This window comes from Pedobacter sp. UBA4863, from assembly GCF_002399615.1.
Taxonomy (GTDB): domain Bacteria; phylum Bacteroidota; class Bacteroidia; order Sphingobacteriales; family Sphingobacteriaceae; genus Pedobacter.
Genome location: NZ_DHDZ01000044.1, coordinates 1 through 23,270 on the forward strand (window position 1 = coordinate 1; position 23,270 = coordinate 23,270).

Consider the following 23,270-nt stretch of genomic DNA (forward strand, 5'->3'; position numbering starts at 1 on the left):
TATCTCTTTTGAGACAGCCCCTTACTAATTAACTTCTATAGTTACTTACAATAAGCCGCCAAAACCTTTGCCGAAACGGTAGGTTAAACTAAACTCGTAAGTACTGTTATTAAAAGTTCTACTTAAAGCACTATTGCTGGTTGCAAACTGATAACCCAAACCAATGTTTAAATTTTTGACAAGCAAACTTGCCAATGCGGCCATCTCTCCTTCTGTTCTCACATTTGCACCCAAGCCAAACGTTTTTTTCAAATAAAAGATTGCCGAAATGTCTGCTTGAAAATCTAAGTTTTTAGCATAGTTTACTAAAGTTGCGGGTTTTACATCGAAATCTGCTCCCAAAGGAACAACCGCCCCTGCTGTAAATTGATACAGTAAACCAGCATCATAATTCATTGAGCTAGAACCTAATCCAATTTTAGAAAAAGTTAAACGAGGTAAAGAAATTCCTGCATACAATTTATCTTGGCGATAATACATTAAACTGGCAGAAAGTATTCCATCGGTTTCTTTTAGATCGTTGCTAAACATAGGATCGGTTGAAGAAAGCTGTGCAAAATTACCATTGTAGTAACTTACACCCGCTCCTACCGAAAGTGCCAAGTAATCATTAGCCGACAAACGCACCTCTTTTCCTACAAAAGCTAAGGCTTCCCCTAACTTTTCTACGGATACATTTTCATGCTTAATATTTAAACCCACTCGCAAATCGGATTTACCCAAGGGCATACTAGCTGCTAACCGATATGCTGTTGGTGCACCTTCTAAATTTACCCATTGGTAGCGACCAATTAAATTTATTTGAGTTTCTTTTGAAAGAAAACTACCTGCCGTATTAATAGGTGTAACGGCAACTCCATATTGGCTATAACTTGTGCTTTGTTGCCCTCTAACCACTAATTGCACACTGCAAAGCGCTATTACCGCCATTATATTTTTAATCTTCATCTTACTAAATATTAAATCAGCAAAGTCTTATTTTTTTATAAAAAGGTATCCTTTTTTTTGCTGCCATTGTCCATTTTGCTTGTATTCAACTGAATAATAGTATGTACCATCGGGAAGCTTATCGCCTCCATTGCTTTTTCCTGCAAAAACTACACTATCGTTATCGTAACCTTTTTTCTCGTAAACCAGATTACCACCACGATTCATAATTTTTACCTGGTTTTCTGGATAAGCTTTAATTCCTTCAATAATGAATACGTCATTGATACCATCGTCGTTAGGAGATAAGGCTTGCACCACCAATAATTGTGAACTACCTGCGGTATGGATTAACACCTCTTTTGATACTTCGGCAGGCATATAAAATTCATTTCCGGCTTGTGACAAAACTATCTTTATAGTTCCCAGCCCCTTAATTATTAACTTATTATCAGCCGTAAGAACCGCTACCGTAGGTTCATTAGCCGAAAAAGTAACTGGTAAATTAGCACTGCTAGTTGCTGTTAAACTAATTGGTGCAGCATAACGGCTAAAAGGGCCCGATTGATCAAGAGTTAAAATTTGTAATCCTTTATTAATGTTGAAACTAACCTCCACAGGAGTTGCAGGATTGTAATTTCCATCGCCAGGTTGAATAGCCTTAACAGTTGCCAAACCAACCCCTGTGATAGTTAAGGTAGCACCATTAATACTAATATTGTTGGTTAGCGCTTCGTAAGTTATTGGTAAACCAGAGTTTGATGTTGCATTGAGCTCAAACGGAGTTATGCCAAATGCTTTATCTCCAATTGGAGGAAAAGTAATCGTTTGCCTTGGGTCATTCCATTTGGCATATAAAGTAATATTGTCCTGAACAATATCGGTATTGAAGTCCCATTTTGAGGTATAGTCTTCGTCCTTATACCAACCTCCAAAACCGTAATCTACCCTTGTTGGCTCTGTTGGAGCCATAATTTTTGAGTTATGATATTGTATTGTAGAAGAAACTGATGTTCCTCCTTTCGAATCAAATGTGATGGTATGTATGGCTGGCACTGCATCTGTAACAAAACCACTAAAAATAATAGATGGCACCGTTGCTGAAAACTTACCAAAGCCGAAATTAGCTGACGAAGTATTATCTGAAGTTGCTCCCCAAGCATACATTCTAAATGTAATTGTAGTTGTAGATGGCACATACTTCAATTCCATCACCATTGATAGATCAATGGGTGCTTGCACTTCTCCATTATTATTATCTACAGCTGTTCTTGAAACAACAACATCATTTTGACCAACCTCTTTAAATGTAGTCCCATCGAGGCTATATGTCCATCTGTAACTATCTGGAGATGTAGGTGACGACCTTCTTAATGTAGAGGCTATAGCACCTAAAGAAACATAGTATCCCGGTTTTGCCTGTACGGTCATTTGATAATATGAGCCTGTATTTTTAGCTGCAGCTTTATCTTGCCCAATAGGGAAAGCAGCAATGTATGAATTTGTTGATGAGTTGCTATAAATAAGCGATGGACCACGGCTTAATACCGCAGTTTGTAGGTTGACGTTATTAACTGTTGCATTTTGGGTGCCTGGTGTTGCCGCAGCTGCATTCCAAGAGAGAATAGTGCTGCTTACCTGTGCCTTTATAAATAACGGCAAAAAGAACAGATGACACACAATAATTACTAAATATTTTTTCATACCAAAATCTTAAGGTTCTATGTTGATTTCTATCTCTTTAACTACTTCTTTACGGCCATAAACACTCCTATTAGCAATTACAAAAGCTGCTTTATAAGTACCCGGTGTAGCATATACGTATCTGTACGAAGACGACTCCGGATCGGACACAGATTTTACTACAATTGGCTTGTCTATACCAAGGTTCACCGTATTTTTCCTCAAAATAGGAACTGTAACGGCATAACCTTCTTTGTCTATTGTATTCACATAAACCCCTGTCCACAAAACTCGAGTAGCATTTACGTTGGGCAAGCTAGTACCACTATCCGTAAACTGGTTAGCGTCGTACAACACCTTAAAACCCATGTCGCCAAAGGTGTAAATATCTCCAGACAAGGTTGGATCTGAAGTTACGTTACCAAAAACCTTAAAACCTTCTATGTAAGCTTGGGTTCTTTGCACACCTGCTGGCGTATTAAAAAACCAACAAAAAGAAACTGGCGTATTTTCGTCAACAAATAAACTATTGATGTTAAAGTTTCCAGAATGTACGGCATCTGCTGCTGACACGCCAATACTAATAGGATAATTAAAAGCACCTGGCGGAAAGTCATTCCAAGTAGCTGCTTGTACCGCCGCTATTGTACCAGCACCATTATAATTGGTAGAGTACTTTAGCTGCGCAACATCAGCATTTGCCCCTGAATACTTTGCAAACCTAAAAGAAAGTAGCATTTCGGCATCGTATATTCTTTCTTTATGAGCAAACTGGTAATCATTTAATTTAGTGCCAGAATAAAACGTAATAAAATCGGCATCGCCATCAAAATCAAAAGTGATGGTATCTCCTACTTTATAGGTTTGCTTATCTAAATTAATTTTTAAAGAAGGTTCTTTTACTTCATATTCTTTCTCGCAACCCATAAAAACAGCTGCAAGTAGTAAACTGTATAAAATTTTCATACTTTTCATAACTTCTAATTTACCATCCAACATTTTGGGTTAACAATCTATTTACCGTCATTTCATAAGTAGGTATAGGCCATAGCACATCTCTCGCTTTGGCATTTGCGTAGTAAGTACGAGCAGCAACAATGTATGATGTTGTACCAACTGGCACCAAGCCGCTTAAGTATTGCATAGAAGTTGTAAATATTCCCCAACGTACCAAATCATTTTTCCTTAATCCTTCGAAGCAAAGCTCTCTGGCCCTTTCTTCGATAATTATTTCTTTTAGGGCCGTATAATCTGTAGTGGTAATTTCGCGATCTGTTGTACCATCTAAAATAGCTCTTCTACGAACGATGTTTATTTGCTCTTTGGCTAAGTCTTTATCGCCACCTGGCATTTCATTCAAAGCCTCTGCATACATTAACAGTACGTCTGAGTACCTCATGATTGGGTAATTTTGAGGAGTATAAACACTACTTTTAGGCAACAGCGTTTCACTTTCTCTTCTAAATTTGCCACAAAACCTAGCAAATGTTGTTGTTTGTGGTGTCCAGTTTACTTTTACCCTAGGTGTTCCTGTATATTGGTAAGGTGCTATTGTCCAATCTCTTCTCGTATCGCCTGTTTTATATAAATCGAATAAATAAGAGGTAGAACGAAGTATGCCATTAGAATAACCGATATTGCTTTCGTCTAATGGATATTGGATACCATTAAGCCTACCAACAGAGCCCCCGGTTGTAGCAAAGATACCGGTACCATTTCCATAAAAATCTACTTCGAAAATACTTTCCTTTGCATCCATTACGTCTGTAGCATAGTTTACAAATACTCTCTCATACGAAGGGTTTAGATCATGATAGTTTTCATCTTTGACTTTTTTGGCCCATTTGGCAGCCTCGGCGTATTTACTCGTTTCGTTAACCGGTTGGCCTGCCATATACAAACACACTCTAGTTAACATAGCCCATGCCGCCGATTTGGAAGCCTGTGTTCCGGTGTTAACTTCTGCCATAGGTTTCAATAAATCTGCAGCAGTTTCTAAATCGGCAATAACAGACAGGTAAACATTTTTCAAAGAAGCTCTTGGCACTTGCAAGTCTTCGGTTTTTACAGCATTTGGACGAGTTGCTTTTAACATAAGCGGAATGCCCCCAAACTTATTGGCTAGCATAAAATGGAAATAACCTCTTAAAAAAAGAGCCTGCCCCTTAATGTGGTTACGCTCTTTTTCGCTAATCTTAATCGCTGGGTCATCGACGCTTTCGAGCAATAAATTAGCTCTGTTTACGCCTCGGTAACTCATTCTGTAGTAACCTAATATTTTCGAATCGGTAGCATAAACATTATAATCGCCAACGGTGTTTAAATCAGAATTGTACGACTCATAGCCTTCATCTGCATCTAGTCCCATTCTGCCCAACATATTACCACCGTATAGGTTTCCTTCGGCCAAGGTTGAATAAGCTCCACGTAAAGCAGCTTTTAACTGCTCTTCTGTTTTATAATAGTCTTCTTCTAAAATAATGTGCTTACCGGCATCTATATCTAATATTTTACTGCAGGCAAAACTTAATGAAGCAATTAGCAATAATATATATATCTTAAATTTTCTCATAACTTCTTCCCTTTTTTAAAATGCTACTTTTAATCCCATTGTTAATATTCTATTTCTGGCGTAAGCCGAGTAATCAAACCCAGGCGTTAGGATAGAATGTTTGGTTGATACCTCTGGATCCATTCCCGAATAGTTGCTCCAGGTAAACAGATTTTGGGCTGAAGCATAAAGTTGTAGATTAGAAATGCTTTTCACCAATTTCTTAGGCAGGGTGTATCCCAATTGTACTGTTTTTAAGCGTAAAAAAGAACCGTCTTCCAGTGTTCTAGTAGAATAAACTCCTCTTGGGCCAGCGCCTCCAGTACGATAATAAGTGTTATTTGGGTTTTCAGGTGTCCACCTATTATTGTAAGAAGCAAATTGATTGATAGGCCTATCGGCAGGGTTTCCTTCTAACATTAACCTATTGGCATTCATGATATCGTTACCATAACTCCATTGCAAAAACACACTTAAGCTAAAGTTCTTATAGGTGAAACTATTGTTTAAACCTCCTATATGAATTGGCAACGCCCTTCCCATCACTACCATGTCAAAATCATTTACTTCGCCATCTCCATTTTGATCTACATATTTAATATCTCCGGGTTTTATATCTGCCCTAGCTGTTCCATGGTAGGCAACATCACCTCTTAGATAGTAGCTGCCATCAGCTCTTTTAATGAAATCATCGTACTGATAGTTACCCGCCCATACTAATCCGTAATAAGAAGCTACTGGCTTTCCTATTTGTGCTAAGTAAAGTGGCGTACCGTTGTAATCTCCGGTAAGCGAAACAGTGCTTAACAGGCTAGATTGGCCATCGGCAAGTTCCAACACTTTATTTCTGTTGAATGAGATATTAAAATCGCTACTCCAAGAAAAGTTTTTAGTTTTAACATTAACGGTACTTAAAGTAAACTCTAAACCGGTATTTTGTATTTTACCTACATTTCGGTAAGCCGTATTATAACCGCTAGATAATGGAATATTTGCGTTTAACAGTAAATCGTCTGTTACTTTTTTATAGGCATCAACCACTAGGTTAATCCTATTTTTAAAGAACGAAATTTCTAAACCTGCATCAAACTGTGATGTTTTTTCCCAAGTAATATTGTCATTTCCCAGGTTATTAGGGTTAACTGTATATTCTGGACCGCTTCCATTTAAGCCATAATAATCTGCAATATCTAAACTTTGCAACCTAGAAAAATCATTAATTCTGTTGTTACCGGTTACACCATAACTTAACCTTAGTTTAGAGCCCGAAATAAACTGTAAGTTTTTCATGAATTGCTCTCTACCTAACTGCCAAGCAAAGGCTCCTGAAGGGAAGTAAGCCCACCTGTTTTCGGCTTTAAATTTTGATGAACCATCTGCCCTTACCGAAACGGTAAATAAATACTTTGATTTATAATTGTAGTTAACCCTGCTTAAGAACGATAGTAAGGCGTTTGCTGTTGAGGAAGATCTAACTGACCTAGGAATACCGTATTCTAAAGCTTTTAATCCCAATTCTTCTTGCGGAACATTGGTAGCCAAAAAACCATAATTATCGCTATTTGTACCCTGAACAGTTGCCCCAACCAACACATCGAACGAATTATTTCTATCTATCTTCTTTTTATATGTTAATGTGTTCTCATTTACCCAATCATTTAATGTAATGTCGTAAACTGAGCCGTTTACACCGTTTAGGTTGTTTGCTGTATAAAAACCCCTGTAGGTATTAGAGTTATTAAAGCTTTCGTTACGGGTTAAGCGAGAATTGAAACCTCCCCTAATATTTAATTTAAAGTCTTTTAGAAAATCGTAGGTTATGCCTCCATTAAAATTAAGGGTATTTCTTGTTTGTTGCCTTATTTCATTTTTTGTAGAAACAATTGGGTTCATAATTAGTACCGATTCCGTAGAAAAGTCCTCGTCAAAAAGGTCTTCAAACAAATCATCACTAGAACCGGAAGTTATTGGCCTATAACTCCAAACCCTATACATTAAATAGGTTGCGTAAGCATTTTGACTAGAAGCCTGGCTGGCAACAGTTTGCCCATTGTTTTTATCATTTGCATAGCTTAAATTCAAAGAAAACTTCAAGTTTTTATTAATAGACTGATCTAAGGTGGCCCTAAACTGCTTTCTGCTTAACCCCGAATTGATGATTACTCCATTTTGATCTACAAAATTTCCAGAAACCGAATATTTAGTCTGCGCTGTTCCTCCTCTTAACGAGAGACTATGATTTTGAACGTAACCATTGGTAAACAAATGATCTTGCCAATCTATAGCATCAGCATTTTTATAATCTTCTAAAGTTAAGTTAGGCCTGGTAAGATAAGCATCTACCATTGAAGGCCCTCTTTCTATCTGATACCTTACAAAATCGTACGGGTTCATCAAGTCCATTTTTTTGTTTGCTTGGTGCAGACCTACAAATGTATTGTAAGATACTTGGGGCTTACCTATTTTTCCTTTTTTAGTCTCGAGAATAATTACACCGTTTGCACCTCTAGTTCCATAAATAGCTGTTGCCGAAGCATCTTTTAATACGCTAATAGATTCGATATCGTCTGGATTGATAGAGCTTGCGTTGAAATCTTCAATAGGAAAACCATCTACTACATATAAAGGTGCATTACTTTGGGTTATGGAGTTACCTCCACGAATGGTAATACTAACATCGTCGCCGGGTTGACCTGAGTTTGACGAAACTTGCACACCTGCAATACGACCTGCCAAAGCTTCTTCGAATGAAGTAACAGGTGCTTTAGTCATTTCTTCTATTTTAACCTGCCCTACCGAACCGGTGAGATCCTGTTTACTTACCTGTCCGTAGCCAATAACCACCACTTCTTGCAACGAAGTAAGGTCTTCCTTTAGCTTAATTGGACTATTCCCTATGTTTTTAGCGAGAATTTCACGTTGTTGATAACCAATTAGTGTAAAAACAACTAGCTCGTTATCTTTTCCCTTGATAGAAAATTTACCGTCTTTATCAGACACCGCACTTCTTTTGGTATCTTCCTTCATACGTACGTAAACACCAACCAAAACACCTCCTTCTTCGTCTGTTATTGTACCGCTAAACGATTTGAGGTTCTGTTGTGCAAACGTAGGTAGCGCACTAAACAGTACCAACACCGCCCATAAAAGCTTTTTAGATTTTAATAGCCTCTGCATTATTGCTTCAATTTTAAATTCATACATATTGATCGCAACCTTATTATTTAGGCAAAGCAAAAGCTACCTAAATAAAAACTTGCTTTATTTAGTTATAAAAAACGAGAGAAATTAATGTGTTAATTTATTTGCTGACCTATTGCACTACCTGATACCCATACCCGTATTCATTTTAAGTTCATTTAGTTTTTTTAAGAGCTAGCACAAGAAACTATCTCTTCTATTTTATTATTCGGTTGCATTTATAATATTATAAAATTAGCATATAAACCCATTACTCTAATTGTGATTATTAGCTATTTATTATAGGATTTTATCATATAACCATTTATACAATACTGCCTTGCTTAACTAAGCATATGCTCCTACAGTAAGAAAAACAAAAGTTTGCAAAATACAATAGTATAAAGAGACTTCATTGGCTTTTTGGTAAAATATTTGATAAATAACTATTTCACCACATTGGATAGTTATCGAAAATTCTTGATTTTATGGAAAGTGATAAAGTTGTTATTATGATTATTGGCAGCCCCTCCTAAACCATCGTCAAAAGCGGTTCTTGAAACAAAAAGAATATCTTTGCCTTCTACCAACCAATCGGCATATTGAAAAGCATGCTTCAAAATATCTGGATGCTGTAAAACAATCTTGTTAACTTGCCAGTTCATCAAATCAGTAGAACTACATAAGGCCAATGTATTTCGAATATGGGTGGAGAATTTAACCTTCGGCAATTTTTTGGCTCCCAATTTTACATCTTCTGGCACATAATTAACCAGCGACCAATATTTTTTAGATTTCTTATCATATTTAATCACAAACTTTTTACTTCCTCCCGGAAAAAGAATAAAGTCTTTAGCATGATCGAAAGTTGCTACTTTGCCATCTGTACTTATTCTAACAATAGCTGCTTTTTCATCAAAACTACCTTTGTCATGTACCCTTAGTACATTAACCAATTCCCCATTAGGCGCAACAAGCGCATTTCCTTCTACCCATCCACCAAATTTTCCGTTAAGATAAGTGCTATCCATAGGGATGAAATTACTTTTTGTCCAACTTTCTGCTTTTAGCAAATCTGCATCCTCAGGAGCAGAAATCATCATAGCAGCATAACGTGGGCCCCATATTTTTCGATCAGTTCCCGAAGCATCTTCAATAGCTCTCCAGATACGGCCATTACTATAAATTGGCGGTGTTGACGCTACGTGATATTCGCCCTGCAACAATAAGCCGCTATTTGTATCAACAGGTGCTGTCCATGTGCTACCATTGTCTGTTGATTTACGTAAAATTAAATTGCCATGATGTTTATTGGTACCTATAAAATAAACTTCTTTATTGTGCACAAACAATTTAGACCAAAAAGCACCATTAATTTCTGTTACTAATCGCCATGTTTTACCTTTATTAGTAGAGCGGTAAATATTTGAAATGGCCATTTCATGTTCTTTTGTAGAAGGACCAAAGTTATCGTGAGAAACCAAATAATCGCCATTTGGTAACTTACAGATACTTGGCGAGCCCAAATAAACCTTACCACTTTTGGGTTTGTGCGCTATTACAGTACCAGGCACTTCGCTAAAATTGGCCTCTTGTGCTTTTACATTTAGTGCAATTAATCCGCATAAGCTTAAAAAAGCAAGTTTAAATAATTTCATTACCATGATAAGTCTTTTCTATCGTAAAACATATAAGTTCCGTACTCTGTACCTACTACAAGATTTAAGGTTTTTCCGTTGCCGCCAATATAGGCTGTAGTTGGCGCACATTCATGCGCACCTAACAAAATGTCTTCTCCTTTAAACTTCATCATTTTAGGAAACTCAAATACGGGCTCGGAATCTGTTCCTACATTTCGCATAAACAGTACCGCAGCTCCTTCATTTTTCTTCTTACGGTTATAAGGCAACCCTGTTTTTGCATTGGGAATAGAAGCCCCCCTGCCCGTTCCAACCAACATATCTTTTACCCCATCGCCGTCCCAATCTACAATATGAATTTTAGCTCTGCCTACCTGTCCACCTTTACGTCTATGACCGTTGATGTAGGAACCATCGGTTAATTTGAGCTTTCCGCCATCGCTTATATTATAGGCATCTATTTTATAATATAAATGAAACTGATTATCGGCATCTAAAATCACGTAAGCATCTTTACCTGCCATATTTGCAACACCAGGCGTAGAGCGCCATCCACCATGCACATCTAATCCTTTAATATACAATGGCTTTTCTACAGCTAGTTCAGGTTTTGTTTTTGTTCCTATATTAAGGTGTACCATAAATTTCCCACGACTATCTCCAAAAAGAATATCGGGCAAACCATCGCCATTCCAGTCGTAAACTACGGGGCAAACATAGCCCCAACGTGCTTCTTGAGGGCCTTGTATATCTTCTCTGTAACCAGGTTGCACATGAATATCTATGCCGCCCGCCTTTAAGGCTACCGGATCTTGGTAAGCCGGATTTTGGTTAGTGCCAGTATTCTTAAAAAACAGGATTTTACCGACCGAATTTCCAGAAATCATATCAATTACACCATCACCATCCCAATCGGCAAGGCTTGGCACCACTAACGAACCACCATACAATAATGGATTTTCTTGCTTCAGCGGCAATGCGTCTGAAAAAATTAAATTTCCATTTTTATCTTTCTGTTTTGTATTAGGATAAAACACAATACTGCCTTCTCCAGAAACGAATAAACCTTCTTTATTTTGTGACCCTTTAAAATAGGCTACATATCCGTTTACAGACGGGCTTCTGTGAAGAATATGGTTTTTATCTATCACATATTTTAATGGAGCTAATTCCTCATTTATGATGTTATGAGCATGAATATTACCAAACCTAGTGCCATAGATGAGATATTGTTCGGTGTTATCTTCGTAACTGGTATAACCGCTAATGCCATAGTAGGTTTGATCTAAGGAGGTGAGTTGCTTAGCTTCCAACTTGCTCAGATTGTCTAAGCTGTTGGCTACTGCACCGTAAATTCCTACTTCGTTTAAATCGTTTGGCCAAAAACCTTCGGGTGTATAATAAGCACTATCGGTGGTTATCTTAACTTTTTCTTTATTAGGTTTTGAAATTGTAAACAGGAATAGGTATTTGCCTTGCACTGTTCTTATCACACCAAAAGTGGTTGCTCCAGAAGGCAGGCCTGTAATAGCGATATCCTTAGTTTTACCAAAAGCGTTAGCGTTTCTATCAAAAGTTGCCGATTTTAACATTTTGCCACCAAAACGCCAAAAACCATGTATTTTTTTGGAAGGTGTTTGGATAACGACTGTTCTTTGCCCACCTGTTTCTTCGAAGGGGAGCTTAATTTTTTCACCTTGCGAAAATACGGGCTCTCCTTTTTCTGTAAATTTCTTGAAATGATACAAATAAGTACCTGGTCGCCGAGCATCACCTGTTAAAAAGAGATCTGCATCATCGTCATCGTTCACCTTTGCCATACCTGCAATTACCCCCGTTAAAGATGGTGATGCAAATTGCCCAATACCGTTAGCCGTGCCATTTTTAATAGCCTGCCCACTTGTTAGGAAATTAGCATTTGTTTGGGCTTTTGTGCCTAAACCCAATAGGCATATCACACCAATAAAAAAATTTATTTTCAGCATCATTCCTTTATAAACTTATGGTTAATTACAGGTTGTCCTTCTACAAATAAACTGGCCACGTAAACACCCTTTACCAACAAAACAGGGAATGTTAATTTGTTATTGCTACTGGCTAGTTTTACTTTTTGGAGCCATATTTTTTTCCCAGCCATATCATAAATTTGTATAGTAGCTGCACCATTAATACTTTTTGTAAACACATTTACAATATCGCTTTGCGCAGGAGCCTGTACCTGAAAGTTATTTTGGCTTAGTTTAACGGCTACCACTATGGGCTTTGAAAGCTGAGTAACACCATTAAAATCTACCTGTTTTAACTGATAGTAATTTAAGCCCAAAAAAGGATTCTGGTCTGAGTATTGATAATTGCTTTTGGTTGTTGCCGTTCCATTACCATTCACTCGCTTTAAATAGTTGAACTGTTTTCCATCTGTACTTCTTAACACCTCGAAATGCGAATTTTCTTTTTCTGTTGTAGTGCTCCAATTTAATGTTACCGAGCCTTTGTTAGCCTTGCCTGCAAAAACCAAATTATCAATTGGCAAAACATCTAAGTTATCGGCAATGGTGCCTGTAAAAGTAAGTACGGTTCTGCCTGTAGTGCTATTTTCGCCTTTTCCAAAACCAAAACCTCTTTCGCTAATCGTTCCAGTTGCATCTGCTCCCCAAGCGTAAATTCTAAAATAAACAGTAGTGTTGCCTGTTAAATTTTTTAAAGTGTTGATGCCTTTTAAGTTTACTTCTGGCTGTACTTCTCCTTGTGTGTCGGTAAAACCAATGCTGGTATTTCCTGTGGCAACTTCAACATAGTTGATATTATCTAAACTGTAAAACCATTTATAGTTTTTTACAGATTTACCATTCGATGTTCTTAAACGAGCTTTAATACTACTAAAACTTACTTTTTTAGTACTGTTTAAGGTTACTGCAGCCTGAAAAAAAGCATTTGTATTAAAGGCTGTGCTAAAATCGTTACTTGGGGCAAAAGTTGCTACATAAGAATAGGTAGAATTATTAGCAGATACCGCTCCAGTACCGCCTCTACCTAAAGTAGCTTGTTGTACATGATTAGTGTTAATGATATTGGCATGAATAGACATATTTTCTTTCCCTGCCAAATCGTAATTCCAATTGGCCAAATCTACACCATTAAAAACTGTAGTTCCCTTTAATTCGAGAACTGGACTTGTATCTCCAGCGGCATTTACGCCAATGCCAAAACCTCCTAAATCTGTTAAAGCCCCCCATCCGTACAGCCTAAAAGTTACCGTCTTGGTATCATCTAGGTTTTGTAATTCGGCAATTGCAGATAAATCAACAGTGGGCTGCACATCTCCGCCAGAGTTTCCTACTAAAACGCTAGCACTTTTAGTGATTTCCTTAAAACTAGCGCCGTTTACACTGTAATACCAACTTGCTGCAAGTGGACCATTACTGTTTTTCCGAATTTTAGCCTCTAATGCTGCTAAAGACATTACCACATCAGTTTTTGGCTTTACTGTAAACGTGATATAATCATGATTGGCAAGCGCTGCTTCTTTTGAATTTATGGCCGAGCCGGCTGGCCCATAAGAAGTTAATTTAGAATAATATCCTCTTGTTAAACTATAAGGAGATAAGCCCGGACCTCTTTCTAGTAAAGATGTATAAACATTAGCACTTGTGGTAGTAGAACTTACGTTTGCTGTTTCTCCAGACAGGCTACTAAATTGCCAAGACAATAATGTTGGCTTTGTTTCTGGAATAGCTTTCACTTCACCGCCAATTACCAAACTAGGCGTATCATCTCCGCTAGGATATCGCCCTATGGCAAAACCCCCAGACGAGCTAATGGCACCCCAAAATACTAAACGAAAGGTGGCCTTTTGCGGATATGAAAGGTTTTGAAGTGGCGTTAAACCGCCCACATGGATGGTAGATTGTATAAGACCTTCGCTGTCTGTACTGGTAAATGGGATATTGTAATCGCCAATTTCTGTAAAGTTTGTACCATCTGTACTGTAAGCCCATTTGTAGTAAACTGCCCCAGCGCTATTTCTTCGTAATTTAGCATCAATACTATGAATATCGGCCATATAACCAGATTTAGGCGCTACATCGAATTGTAGGTATTGGCCATTTGTCATTGCGTTTGCGAATGAACTGGCTGGAGAAGTTGCCGTAGAATTGAAAGAGCGTAATAAACTTGCCGTGTTGTTTAAACCTATACCTCTACTTAGGGTAGCTACATTTAAATTGGTATTGGTAAAAGTAGTTGTACTTGTGGCTTGATTGCCCGCAGCATCTGGATTGCTAAACTTCCAAGAGAGTATTGGGGTTGACTGTGTTTGTGGCAATAAATCTGCTGGAGAATCTGTCAATTGTTTTGTCCTAAATCCAGCTATGCGATGAAAAGTAATAAGATTTGCATTATGGTATCTTTCACCATACCAAGAAGTACGGCTTACAGCAACAATATCATCACCTTCAAATTGCCAATCGGCATATTGAAAACCAAAAACATCCCAAGTTTTTACAGGATAACCTTCATTCCATTTAAGGATATCGTATTTATGTTCCCAATTCACCAAATCGGCCGATGAATATAAAGCCAATACGTTGCGCTGATGCGAAGGCAAGTTGTAGGTTTCCCAAGTAGAAGTGAATGTACTTATTTTGCTGACAATAGTCCAATATTTACCAGATGTGGCATCGTAACGGATGGTGAATTTAGATTCTGCTCCTGGGAAATGTGCATATTCGGCTGCGGTATTGTTAAAGGAAATGGTACTTCCGTCGGCACTTACCGATATTTTAGCTGCCACCTCGTAACGTTGTAAACCTGCTGCGCCACCTGTAGTAATGGGCATAGCACCGCCTACTGCTTGCCAAGTTTCTAAACGCATAAAATCTATCATTTCGCCACTTGGTGTTACTACCATATTGCCTTCAAACCAATTTGGTCGTTTAGCGTTTAGCCAGCTTTCATCAAAACGCATGATGTTTGATTTCGTCCAGTTCGACGCATCTAATAAATTGGAATTTGCTGGAGCAGAAAGCACAAAAGCATGAAAATCTCGCTCATTGTTAGGATCAGGGCTTTCTTCGTAAGCTCTCCAAATACGTCCGTTGTGTACAACAACAGGAACGGGGCCTGTGTGGTACCTTCCTGCAAACAATAATCCGTTTGTATGGTCTGTAGCTTTACTCCAACTAAATCCGCCATCCAACGATTTGTAAATTACAATATCTCCAAATGATTTGGCTGTTCCCATCAAGTACAAAGCATTGTTATGAACAAACAGCGTTGCCCAATGGCAGTTAGGAATTTGTGTTGTAAAACTCCAGGTTAAACCTTTATCTGCTGAGCGATAAATAGCAGCAACTGTACCTGTGTAATCATGAGAAACCACATAAGTGCCATCGGGTAAAATTGCAATACTTGGCGAAGCATAGTTTCTAGTAAGTGGTGTGGAACTTTGCGCTATAACCGCACCCGGAAAAGCAGTTTGTGCAACTGCTATTTTGGCAATATTTAATAAAAATATAGAAATGCAAATAACAACGCTTTTTAAATTGCGTATATCCTTCATACCATTAAGCTTAAATTTGATTAGGTTTTAATCAAATTTAAAACACAGAACACAGTATAACTTCCCGTTTGTTCGCTAGTTGATATAGGATATTATCATAATATAAGCCTTCTGTTAGAACCTTTTTTGATGCACCTCACCTATTCCAAAACATTTGTTTTAGCACTAAGAATTTTTTGGGGTCCTGTGCTTACTTAGTAAGCAAAAAAACCTGTAAAAACACGCCATTCTCCGATTTCACATATCTGTTATAAGCTATTTTACTTCCATCGTTTGACCATACTACAGCCCCATTTAATTTTTCTGGAGCTTGATATTTGGGCGTAAGTCTTTGCGATATGCCCGAAGATATTGCTGTTATAAACACGCTTTGGTCGGCAATGTAAGATAAGTACAATCCGTCTGGGCTGATGTTGATAGGACTAGCGATAGAAAAATCATTATTAGTTACCTGTTTAATCTCTCCGCCATTGAGAGCGTTGGATGATACCGAATAAGCTTGTACTATACCTTTATCATCTTCTGATAGAAAAAATATTCGGCTACCATCTGCACTGCTGCGTAACCAAAACCGAGGGCCTTTAGCTCCTTTCCCTAGTGATTGGGACAAGTTTGCCATAAAAGTAACACGACGTTGTGTAATTTGACTTGGTACCGCAGGCCTAGTAGTAGCTGTGCCTGCTGCATTGTCATTAAAATTGCTTTGTGTTAAGTCATCCGCTATATCGCTTACAAAAATTTCTGTGATAGTTTCGCCGTTTGCATTTTTAACGTTACCCTGAAAAGCAATTGCTTTGCGTTGACGAGTGCCGTCTGCTTTGATGTAGCCATCTTTACCAATCCAACATTCGTCGAAGGCTTTATCGATTTCATTGCTACCTGCCACAGGGTTTTCAACTACTGTTGCTGCCAAAACGGAAAACATTTCGCCATCGTTATTTTCTAAATTAGCAAGATTTGCTACAACTACCTTTTTGGGAAACATTAAACCGATAGTGCGTAAATCTTTAACCCGAGCATCTGTTTTTGCCAATTGCTCTATTACATAATCATTATAGGTGTAGCTAATCATTTCACCATCGCCACTCCAAGAATGCGCATGCGTACCACCCCTCAAAGCACCAATGGTATAAGGTTTGTCTAAACTACGGGCATCCATAAAAATGGGTTGTCCTGGTTTATCGATGTCTATTGCTACGCCTGTACGGCGAGTAAAATCATAAGGTTTTTGAGCATCCGCATTGCGAATACCTTGAATAAATATCACCCTATCTGTTACAGGCGAAAAGCTAGCTGCACCAACACCTGGCCCATGCGCTGTTTGGTTAGTAGTTTTATAAATGGTTCTTTCTTCTCCCGTTTTTGTATTAACGATACCGATGCTACCTGTAATTTTAATATCACCATCGTTATTTCTATGATCAAAAACTATCCACTCGTTATTAGCTGAAAATACTTGACCAGTATTTAACGTATGCCCGACTTCGCTATTGGTTAACTGTACTATTTTTTTATCGAACATACGAACTACTTTTTTTGGGCTCTAGGGTTTAACATGTAATAAAAATGACCGTCTTCGGCACCTATTAATAAATCAGGAACACCGTCTTTGTTCCAATCTACCGTAGTTGGGCTTGTATCGTGTCCTGCTAAGTTTAAAGCATCTAAAGTGCCCTCATCGCTTAGTTGCACTACATTTTTCTTACTACCTGTATTTCTTAATAAGGTTGCATTATTGCTATTTACCAAAACATCTAACTTACCATCGCCATCCCAATCTACAATGGTAAACTTTCTACGCCCACTTTGACCCGCTTTGCCTGTATTTAGCTTTAATAAATTAGGTATGCTATCAATTACAGCGTGCTTTTGCGAATAGCCCGAAAATTTAGTTCCGTAGAAAATACGTTTACCTGGCTTTAACCAAAGCTCTTTGCCTTGTTTAAATCTTTCGAAATAGGTTAAATAGCCACCAGTATCCAACATCACTATATCGTTGAGCTTATCTTTATTCCAATCTACCACAAATGGAGTAGTGCGCCATTGTGTTACCAAGGTATTTGGTTTTGGGTTCCACCAGTTCCAGCTAGGTTTATGTGCAGCTGCATTGGCTTCCCATTTTACTTTTATGTTTTGTGCTTTGCCTAATTTTGGCGCTTTGGCTGTACCAATATTTTTGTACCACATTACTTCACCAAAAATAGAATTGATGACCAAGTCTTTCAAGCCATCGCCATCCCAATCGGCAACAGCAATGGTAGTGTAGCCCCATTTGGCTTCTGCTGGCCCTTGAATAGAACCATTCTCTCCGGCTTGGATACGAATAACCTTGCCATCACTTTTTAAAAGTTGCGGCGCAGCAAATTTTGGTGTTTCGCCATTCATACCTAAGTTCTTGATGAAAGCAATATGTCCGGCCGAATTACCCACTACAATGTCTTGGTTTCCATCATTGTCCCAATCTACCCCTACTGGCGTAGCTAAAGCACCAAACTTTACATTATCGGCCTTTTGTTTGAAATAGTAAGGCTTTTTGAATATTGGCATCCCATTCTTTTTCTTTCCCGTGTTTTCTATCAAAGCTACGCGTCCGTCTTCATCTCCAACTACTAAATCAACATGACCGTCTTGGTTCCAATCTACAGCAGTTGGTAAAATCATTTCTAAATCCATTTTAATGATTGCACCCGCTTCATCTATCAGGTATTTCCCTTTAGCAAATTTTGGTTTTTCTTTAGTCCCGATATTTTCGAAATAAGTCATTTTATCTAAAAACTCGCCACAAATAATATCTAAATCGCCATCCCCATCAAAATCGGCAAAATTGGGCGAAGGTGCGCCATAAACATCTATATCTAAACCATCGGCCTGTATGCGGCCTTTATTTTCGTACTTACCATTGTTGTTTTCTATCAAATAGAGGAAACCACGTAATGGTCCTTTGGTCCAATTACCATTTTTATCGAAAGCGTTATCCCAGCCGTAATCTCCCCAATCATCAATACCCACAACAATATCATCGTCGCCGTCGTTATCAATGTCAACAAATTTCCATTGGTTAAAACGGTTACGGCCTTTTAAATCTTTAAGAATTTCTTCTGATGGAAAAAGCTTTGTTTTTTTCTTCCCTAAATCTTTAGTAAAGTTGGTAAGCTCTATTCCAGGAGTGGTGTAGCGAGCTTTTCCGTTGTTGGTATAAGATATTTGGATATTTTTCACTGCAGGCCCTAGCCTAACTGGCTTTTCGAAAACCGGAATTTTGTCTCCCGATTTATTTTCGAAGAACCAAACGCCGTTAAATGGCTTATCAGGACAAGAAACCAGCATATCCATATCGCCATCGCCATCCCAATCTACCGGAACAGGCCAAGCCCATAAACCAACACCTAAATCTACCACTAAACCAGGATTATTGTATTTCAATATTTTTAGCTTAGGCGTTTCTGCTGGCTTAGGTTTAATATCTTTTTTTAACGTAAAGGCAAGTAAACTAGCTGAGGTAAGCAAAGCTAGGCCTGTTATCCATTTTTGTTTCATCACTATATTGGTTGATTTGTTCTTTAGTTGATTTGTTGTTTAGGGCTTTGTTAATTTCAAATGCCCAAGTTTTTTAAAAATTTAATGATTTCGCTATTGATTTCAGCATTTTTTGCTGAGCTAAATCTACCATGTAAGCCGTCTTGAACGGTAATCATTTCATTTTTCACTCCGTTTTTATCTAGTGCTTCTTTTAGCCTTACCGAGTGCTGATAATTTACGGATTGATCTGCTGTACCGTGTACAGAAAAAGTAGGTGGAGATGTTTTGTTAACATACATTAAAGGCGATAAAACTTTCGCAAAGTTTTGATCTTTGGCCTTCTTGCCCAACCAAATGGCATTTCTAGTTCCGTTTTTAGAATTGATGTATTCCCAAACATCGGTAATTCCGAATTTATTTATTATCGCAGCAATTTTAATTGGTTTTTTATAATCGCAATCTGTATCAAATTGCTTATTATTACCTTGATACCCTGCAAGCAAAGCCAAATGCCCACCTGCAGAGCCTCCCATTAACACTACTTTATTTGGATCGATATTGTATTTTGTTTCTTTCAATAAGAAACATAGCGCAGTTCTTACGTCTTCTACTGCAGCAGGCGCAGGCGCATGTTTAGCTAAACGGTACGCTATGGTAGCAACTGCATAACCTTGCTTAAAAAAAATCTTAAACTGATTTGCAGTTCCTTTTGAGCCCTGTGTCCATCCGCCGCCGTGTACAAATAATATTAAAGGTGTAGATTTTGTAGTATTTTGTGGGATAAATAAATCCATTACTCCCTGCCAGTCGCCTACCGTTTTATAAGATAAATCTAAATAATGATCGTATTTTTCTGGCAGATAACGTTTCGCCGCCATTTCATCTTGCGCTAGGCTAATGAATGGCAAAACCAACAACATCAACAATACGCTTATATTTTTATTCATTTTCTCAGTTTAATTCTAATTTTTCGTTGTTACCAGATACAGGTATTACATGGGTATTACCCAATTGTCTGTACGGAAAGATGAGGCTGGCAAACCGTGTTTATTCACTAAATCGCCAAGAACCCAAGCTTTAAATGCATAACGTACCGAAACAGGATTCTCTACTTCAGTTGAGGTAACTGTAATGCCTTCTTTTGTAATTTTAGCCTTTGCTGGATAGAAAACTTGATTTTTACCTGCCACTTCGAAGTTGTTAGACTCTTTTGCATTACCAATAAACTTTAAACCATTTGCATGATCAAATTTTAAAAATACTTTATTTCCCGTTATCACTTGACTTTTATAAACTGGACCTTGATAAGGAATCTTTGTCATTCCATAAGTTTTATTTAGGGCCAAAAATGAAAGTCTATCGCTTACGGTTTGTTTATCTGGCGGATGAATAGTGTTTTGCGCACCTACATCCATAATTACTGCCATTCCAGAATTAGGGATTACACTTTCTGCTTTTAATTGAGCTTCTCTTAAAAATGGTACTTTTGGTTGTAACTCTAACATTGCCCTAGATAGTTTTTCTGTTTTAGCAATATAAGGCGCTATTTGTACATAGTAAAAGGCAAAATCGCCCAGCCCCCAACGTGCCCTCCAGTCTTTAACCATTTCTGGAAACATTTTCAAATAGTTTTCTGGCTCATGTCTATTTTGTTCGCCTTGGTACCAAATTACCCCTTTTATTCCGTAACCTACAATAGGGTTAATCATTCCGTTGAATAAACCTGTAGCTACATTTTTGTTTGCAAATGCCGCATTGTTATCTTCCGGAATTTTCACATCTGGGTAGGAGTTTAAGCTTTTTGCGCTCATCCAGGCTTGCACCAACGTACCGCCCCAGGCTACTTGGATAATGCCCACAGGAACCTTTAATTTTTCGTGTAGTGTTTTTGCAAAAGTATAGCCTACGGCACTAAAATCGGCTACCACTGCTGGCGTAGCAGCTTTCCACTCTCCTTTTATATCATCTAATGGCTTTGACCAAGTTACTTTTTCTCCCAAATACAATCTAATTTTATCGTTATTAGCATTTCTAATAATTTGTGCAGAGTTGGTTACAGGCTGATCTTTGAAACCTTTTAGGGGCATTTCCATATTTGATTGACCAGAAGCAACCCATACTTCACCAATTAAGATGTCATTTAATTTAGTTTCATCGCCATCATTAATAACCAATGTGTAAGGCCCACCAGCGCTAGGGGTGGCTACTTTTATGCTCCAATTGCCCAATGCAGGTTTAACTTTGTAAGATTTTCCATTCCATGAAGTGGTTACTACAACCTCTCCTTTCGTTTCCGATTTTCCCCAAATAGAAACTTCTGTGCGTTGTTGCAACACCATGCCATCTGAAAATATTGATGGTAGTACTACTTTAGCTTGAGTATTTAAATTGAGAAAAAACAGGGGAAGTACTCCTAAAAAAAACTTGAATTTCATATCAATATATACTTGGTTATTAAACAGATTTCAAGACAGCCTATCATCATGTTCTATCTTGTTACTGTTGTATTTTGCTAATTTAGTTGTAACCAATAACATTGCAATTACTTTTATTTCCCAATGTATGTAGGATATTATCATGCTTATGGTATTGCAAGTTAATTAGCACCTAAATATATACCACTATGGATTAGAAATCCATAGTTTTAACACATTAAAAGCCTTAGCAAACGTCACTTCCAAGACATTAGCACGAGGAGGATATGGAAAGAACGACAGCTCTATCCATAGATTTATCTTTGTACCTCATCGAAATGACGGAAATAGTATAGAACACTTATAGAAACTAAGGCAACTGTAATAAATTACAGGTTTTTAACCCTTAACTAGCTAATAAAAACAACAAAAACCTAGATTAAACAACATTCTCTTAGCCTTCAAATCAAAGCGCAAAATTGAAATTATCACTTCTTGTGTCACCATTTTTTAGTAATTTAGTTTACTTTATATTTAAGGGTATCCATCCTTAAAACAAATATCTGTTTCTATTTTAAAAGTCCACCTCAAGTCCACCTTAACTCCACCTCAAGTGCACGTTAAGTGCACCATAACTGTTGTGGTCCTAGTATGTTCCTAGTGTGTTGCTCCAATACACCATTATGCCTGTAGTACATTGTCGTTCAGTATCCCCTCTTTTAATTTCCACTTCACAGGGGAACACATAGGGTTTAACTATGCAATGCCACTAAGCTAACGTGAATTATGGATTTTTTTTAGTGAACGACAGTATCTTATCACCTGCAAAGCGCTTTTCCAACTCCGATAAATTAATACAACGTGAGTTTTGGGTCTTAATTTAGCTAAACAGAACCTGAAATAAATTCAGCGCTTGCTCCGAGTATCGGAGGTGACGGTAAATTGGCGTTTCGTCTCCCGAAATTAATTCGGGACTACAACACAAAACATCCAAAACTCACGTTAAGTTAAGAAAGTTTAGCCCGTTGGCGGGGACGCCAACGGCCGCAAAAAAACGACAGCACCTTATCCCCTACACAGCGCTTTTCCAACTCCGATAAATTAATACAAGCTATGCCAAGTATCGGCATGTTACAGCTTGCACCATTTGCTTTGAAGTATCTGTACTAAAACAATTAACCATTTGTACTGAGGCTTGAGCTAAATGCCATTAAGTTTAAAAAGTTTAGCCCGTTGGCGAGGACGCCAACGGTCCGCAAAATCAAGTGTTGGCGTCCCCGCCAACGCTTAACTTAATGACATTGGGCTTGAGCTAACGTATAGTTCAATAAAAAAGGGATGAACAGATTATACAAATCTCATTCATCCCTTTTGGATTAGTAACAACAACTTCTAGTTCTCCGTTGCCGCTTTTGCTTCTTCTTTTAATTTAGCACTAATCTCTTCAACTCTTTTCTTTTGCTCATCGGTTAAAACAGCCAAACGAGCCTGATTTCTTTCTTTCGTAGCTGTTTTAATAGCTGCTTTTTGAGCTTTTTCATCCAAAGAAGTATCTTCCTTTATTTGTTTTGCTTTTTGGGAAGCCTCTTTGTTGATAGTCGCAATTTTTTTAATCTGGTCTGCATCACAACCAATTTCTGTTAAAGATGTTTTATTCCAAACAAACGAAGTTGGTTTTTTAGGGGCATCTTGTGCATTTGCAAACAATACAGCCGAAAACGCTATGCATAGCGTTAATAATAATTTTTTCATTGAAATTTATATTTAATTGATTAAATACCTGTTGTGCATTTAGGAAA

13 protein-coding genes are annotated in these 23,270 nt (G+C 37.8%); all 13 read right to left on the reverse strand.

Annotated features, from left to right (window positions below):
- Positions 1-45: 45 nt before the first annotated feature.
- Entirely contained in the window at positions 46-948 is a 903-nt protein-coding gene (locus B3I52_RS11700; protein WP_293301455.1) for a PorP/SprF family type IX secretion system membrane protein, read from the reverse strand.
- 27 nt (positions 949-975) lie between these two features.
- Positions 976-2,631 (reverse strand): gliding motility-associated C-terminal domain-containing protein, encoded by a 1,656-nt coding sequence (locus B3I52_RS11705; RefSeq protein WP_293301457.1) that lies wholly within the window; start codon positions 2,629-2,631, stop codon positions 976-978.
- A 9-nt stretch (positions 2,632-2,640) separates the two neighbouring features.
- Entirely contained in the window at positions 2,641-3,576 is a 936-nt protein-coding gene (locus tag B3I52_RS11710) for a DUF5017 domain-containing protein (RefSeq protein WP_293301459.1), read from the reverse strand.
- 19 nt (positions 3,577-3,595) lie between these two features.
- Positions 3,596-5,182 (reverse strand): RagB/SusD family nutrient uptake outer membrane protein, encoded by a 1,587-nt coding sequence (locus tag B3I52_RS11715; protein WP_293301461.1) that lies wholly within the window; start codon positions 5,180-5,182, stop codon positions 3,596-3,598.
- 15 nt (positions 5,183-5,197) lie between these two features.
- Positions 5,198-8,338 carry a SusC/RagA family TonB-linked outer membrane protein gene (locus tag B3I52_RS11720; protein WP_293301463.1) on the reverse strand — a complete coding sequence of 1,047 codons (3,141 nt, stop codon included), beginning with the start codon at positions 8,336-8,338 and terminating at the stop codon, positions 5,198-5,200.
- A gap of 470 nt (positions 8,339-8,808) precedes the next feature.
- Positions 8,809-9,999 carry a sialidase family protein gene (locus B3I52_RS11725; RefSeq protein ID WP_293301465.1) on the reverse strand — a complete coding sequence of 397 codons (1,191 nt, stop codon included), beginning with the start codon at positions 9,997-9,999 and terminating at the stop codon, positions 8,809-8,811.
- Positions 9,999-11,969: an FG-GAP repeat domain-containing protein gene (locus B3I52_RS11730; protein ID WP_293301467.1), complete on the reverse strand. Its 1,971-nt coding sequence runs from the start codon at positions 11,967-11,969 to the stop codon at positions 9,999-10,001. The genes B3I52_RS11725 and B3I52_RS11730 overlap by 1 nt, the downstream gene beginning before the upstream one ends.
- Entirely contained in the window at positions 11,966-15,538 is a 3,573-nt protein-coding gene (locus tag B3I52_RS11735) for a T9SS type A sorting domain-containing protein (protein WP_293301469.1), read from the reverse strand. Before B3I52_RS11735 ends, B3I52_RS11730 begins: the two co-directional genes overlap by 4 nt.
- Before the next feature lie 190 nt (positions 15,539-15,728).
- On the reverse strand, positions 15,729-17,060 hold the full coding sequence (locus B3I52_RS11740) for a DUF3748 domain-containing protein (protein ID WP_293301471.1): 1,332 nt from the start codon (positions 17,058-17,060) through the stop codon (positions 15,729-15,731).
- Positions 17,061-17,065: 5 nt separating this feature from the next.
- Positions 17,066-19,075, reverse strand: a complete 2,010-nt coding sequence (locus B3I52_RS11745; protein ID WP_293301479.1) for an FG-GAP repeat domain-containing protein — start codon at positions 19,073-19,075, stop codon at positions 17,066-17,068.
- 56 nt (positions 19,076-19,131) lie between these two features.
- On the reverse strand, positions 19,132-20,004 hold the full coding sequence (locus B3I52_RS11750) for an alpha/beta hydrolase (RefSeq protein WP_293301473.1): 873 nt from the start codon (positions 20,002-20,004) through the stop codon (positions 19,132-19,134).
- Between the two features lie 45 nt (positions 20,005-20,049).
- Positions 20,050-21,492 carry a sialate O-acetylesterase gene (locus tag B3I52_RS11755; RefSeq protein WP_293301475.1) on the reverse strand — a complete coding sequence of 481 codons (1,443 nt, stop codon included), beginning with the start codon at positions 21,490-21,492 and terminating at the stop codon, positions 20,050-20,052.
- 1,371 nt (positions 21,493-22,863) lie between these two features.
- Positions 22,864-23,223 carry a hypothetical protein gene (locus tag B3I52_RS11760; RefSeq protein ID WP_293301477.1) on the reverse strand — a complete coding sequence of 120 codons (360 nt, stop codon included), beginning with the start codon at positions 23,221-23,223 and terminating at the stop codon, positions 22,864-22,866.
- Between the last annotated feature and the right edge of the window lie 47 nt (positions 23,224-23,270).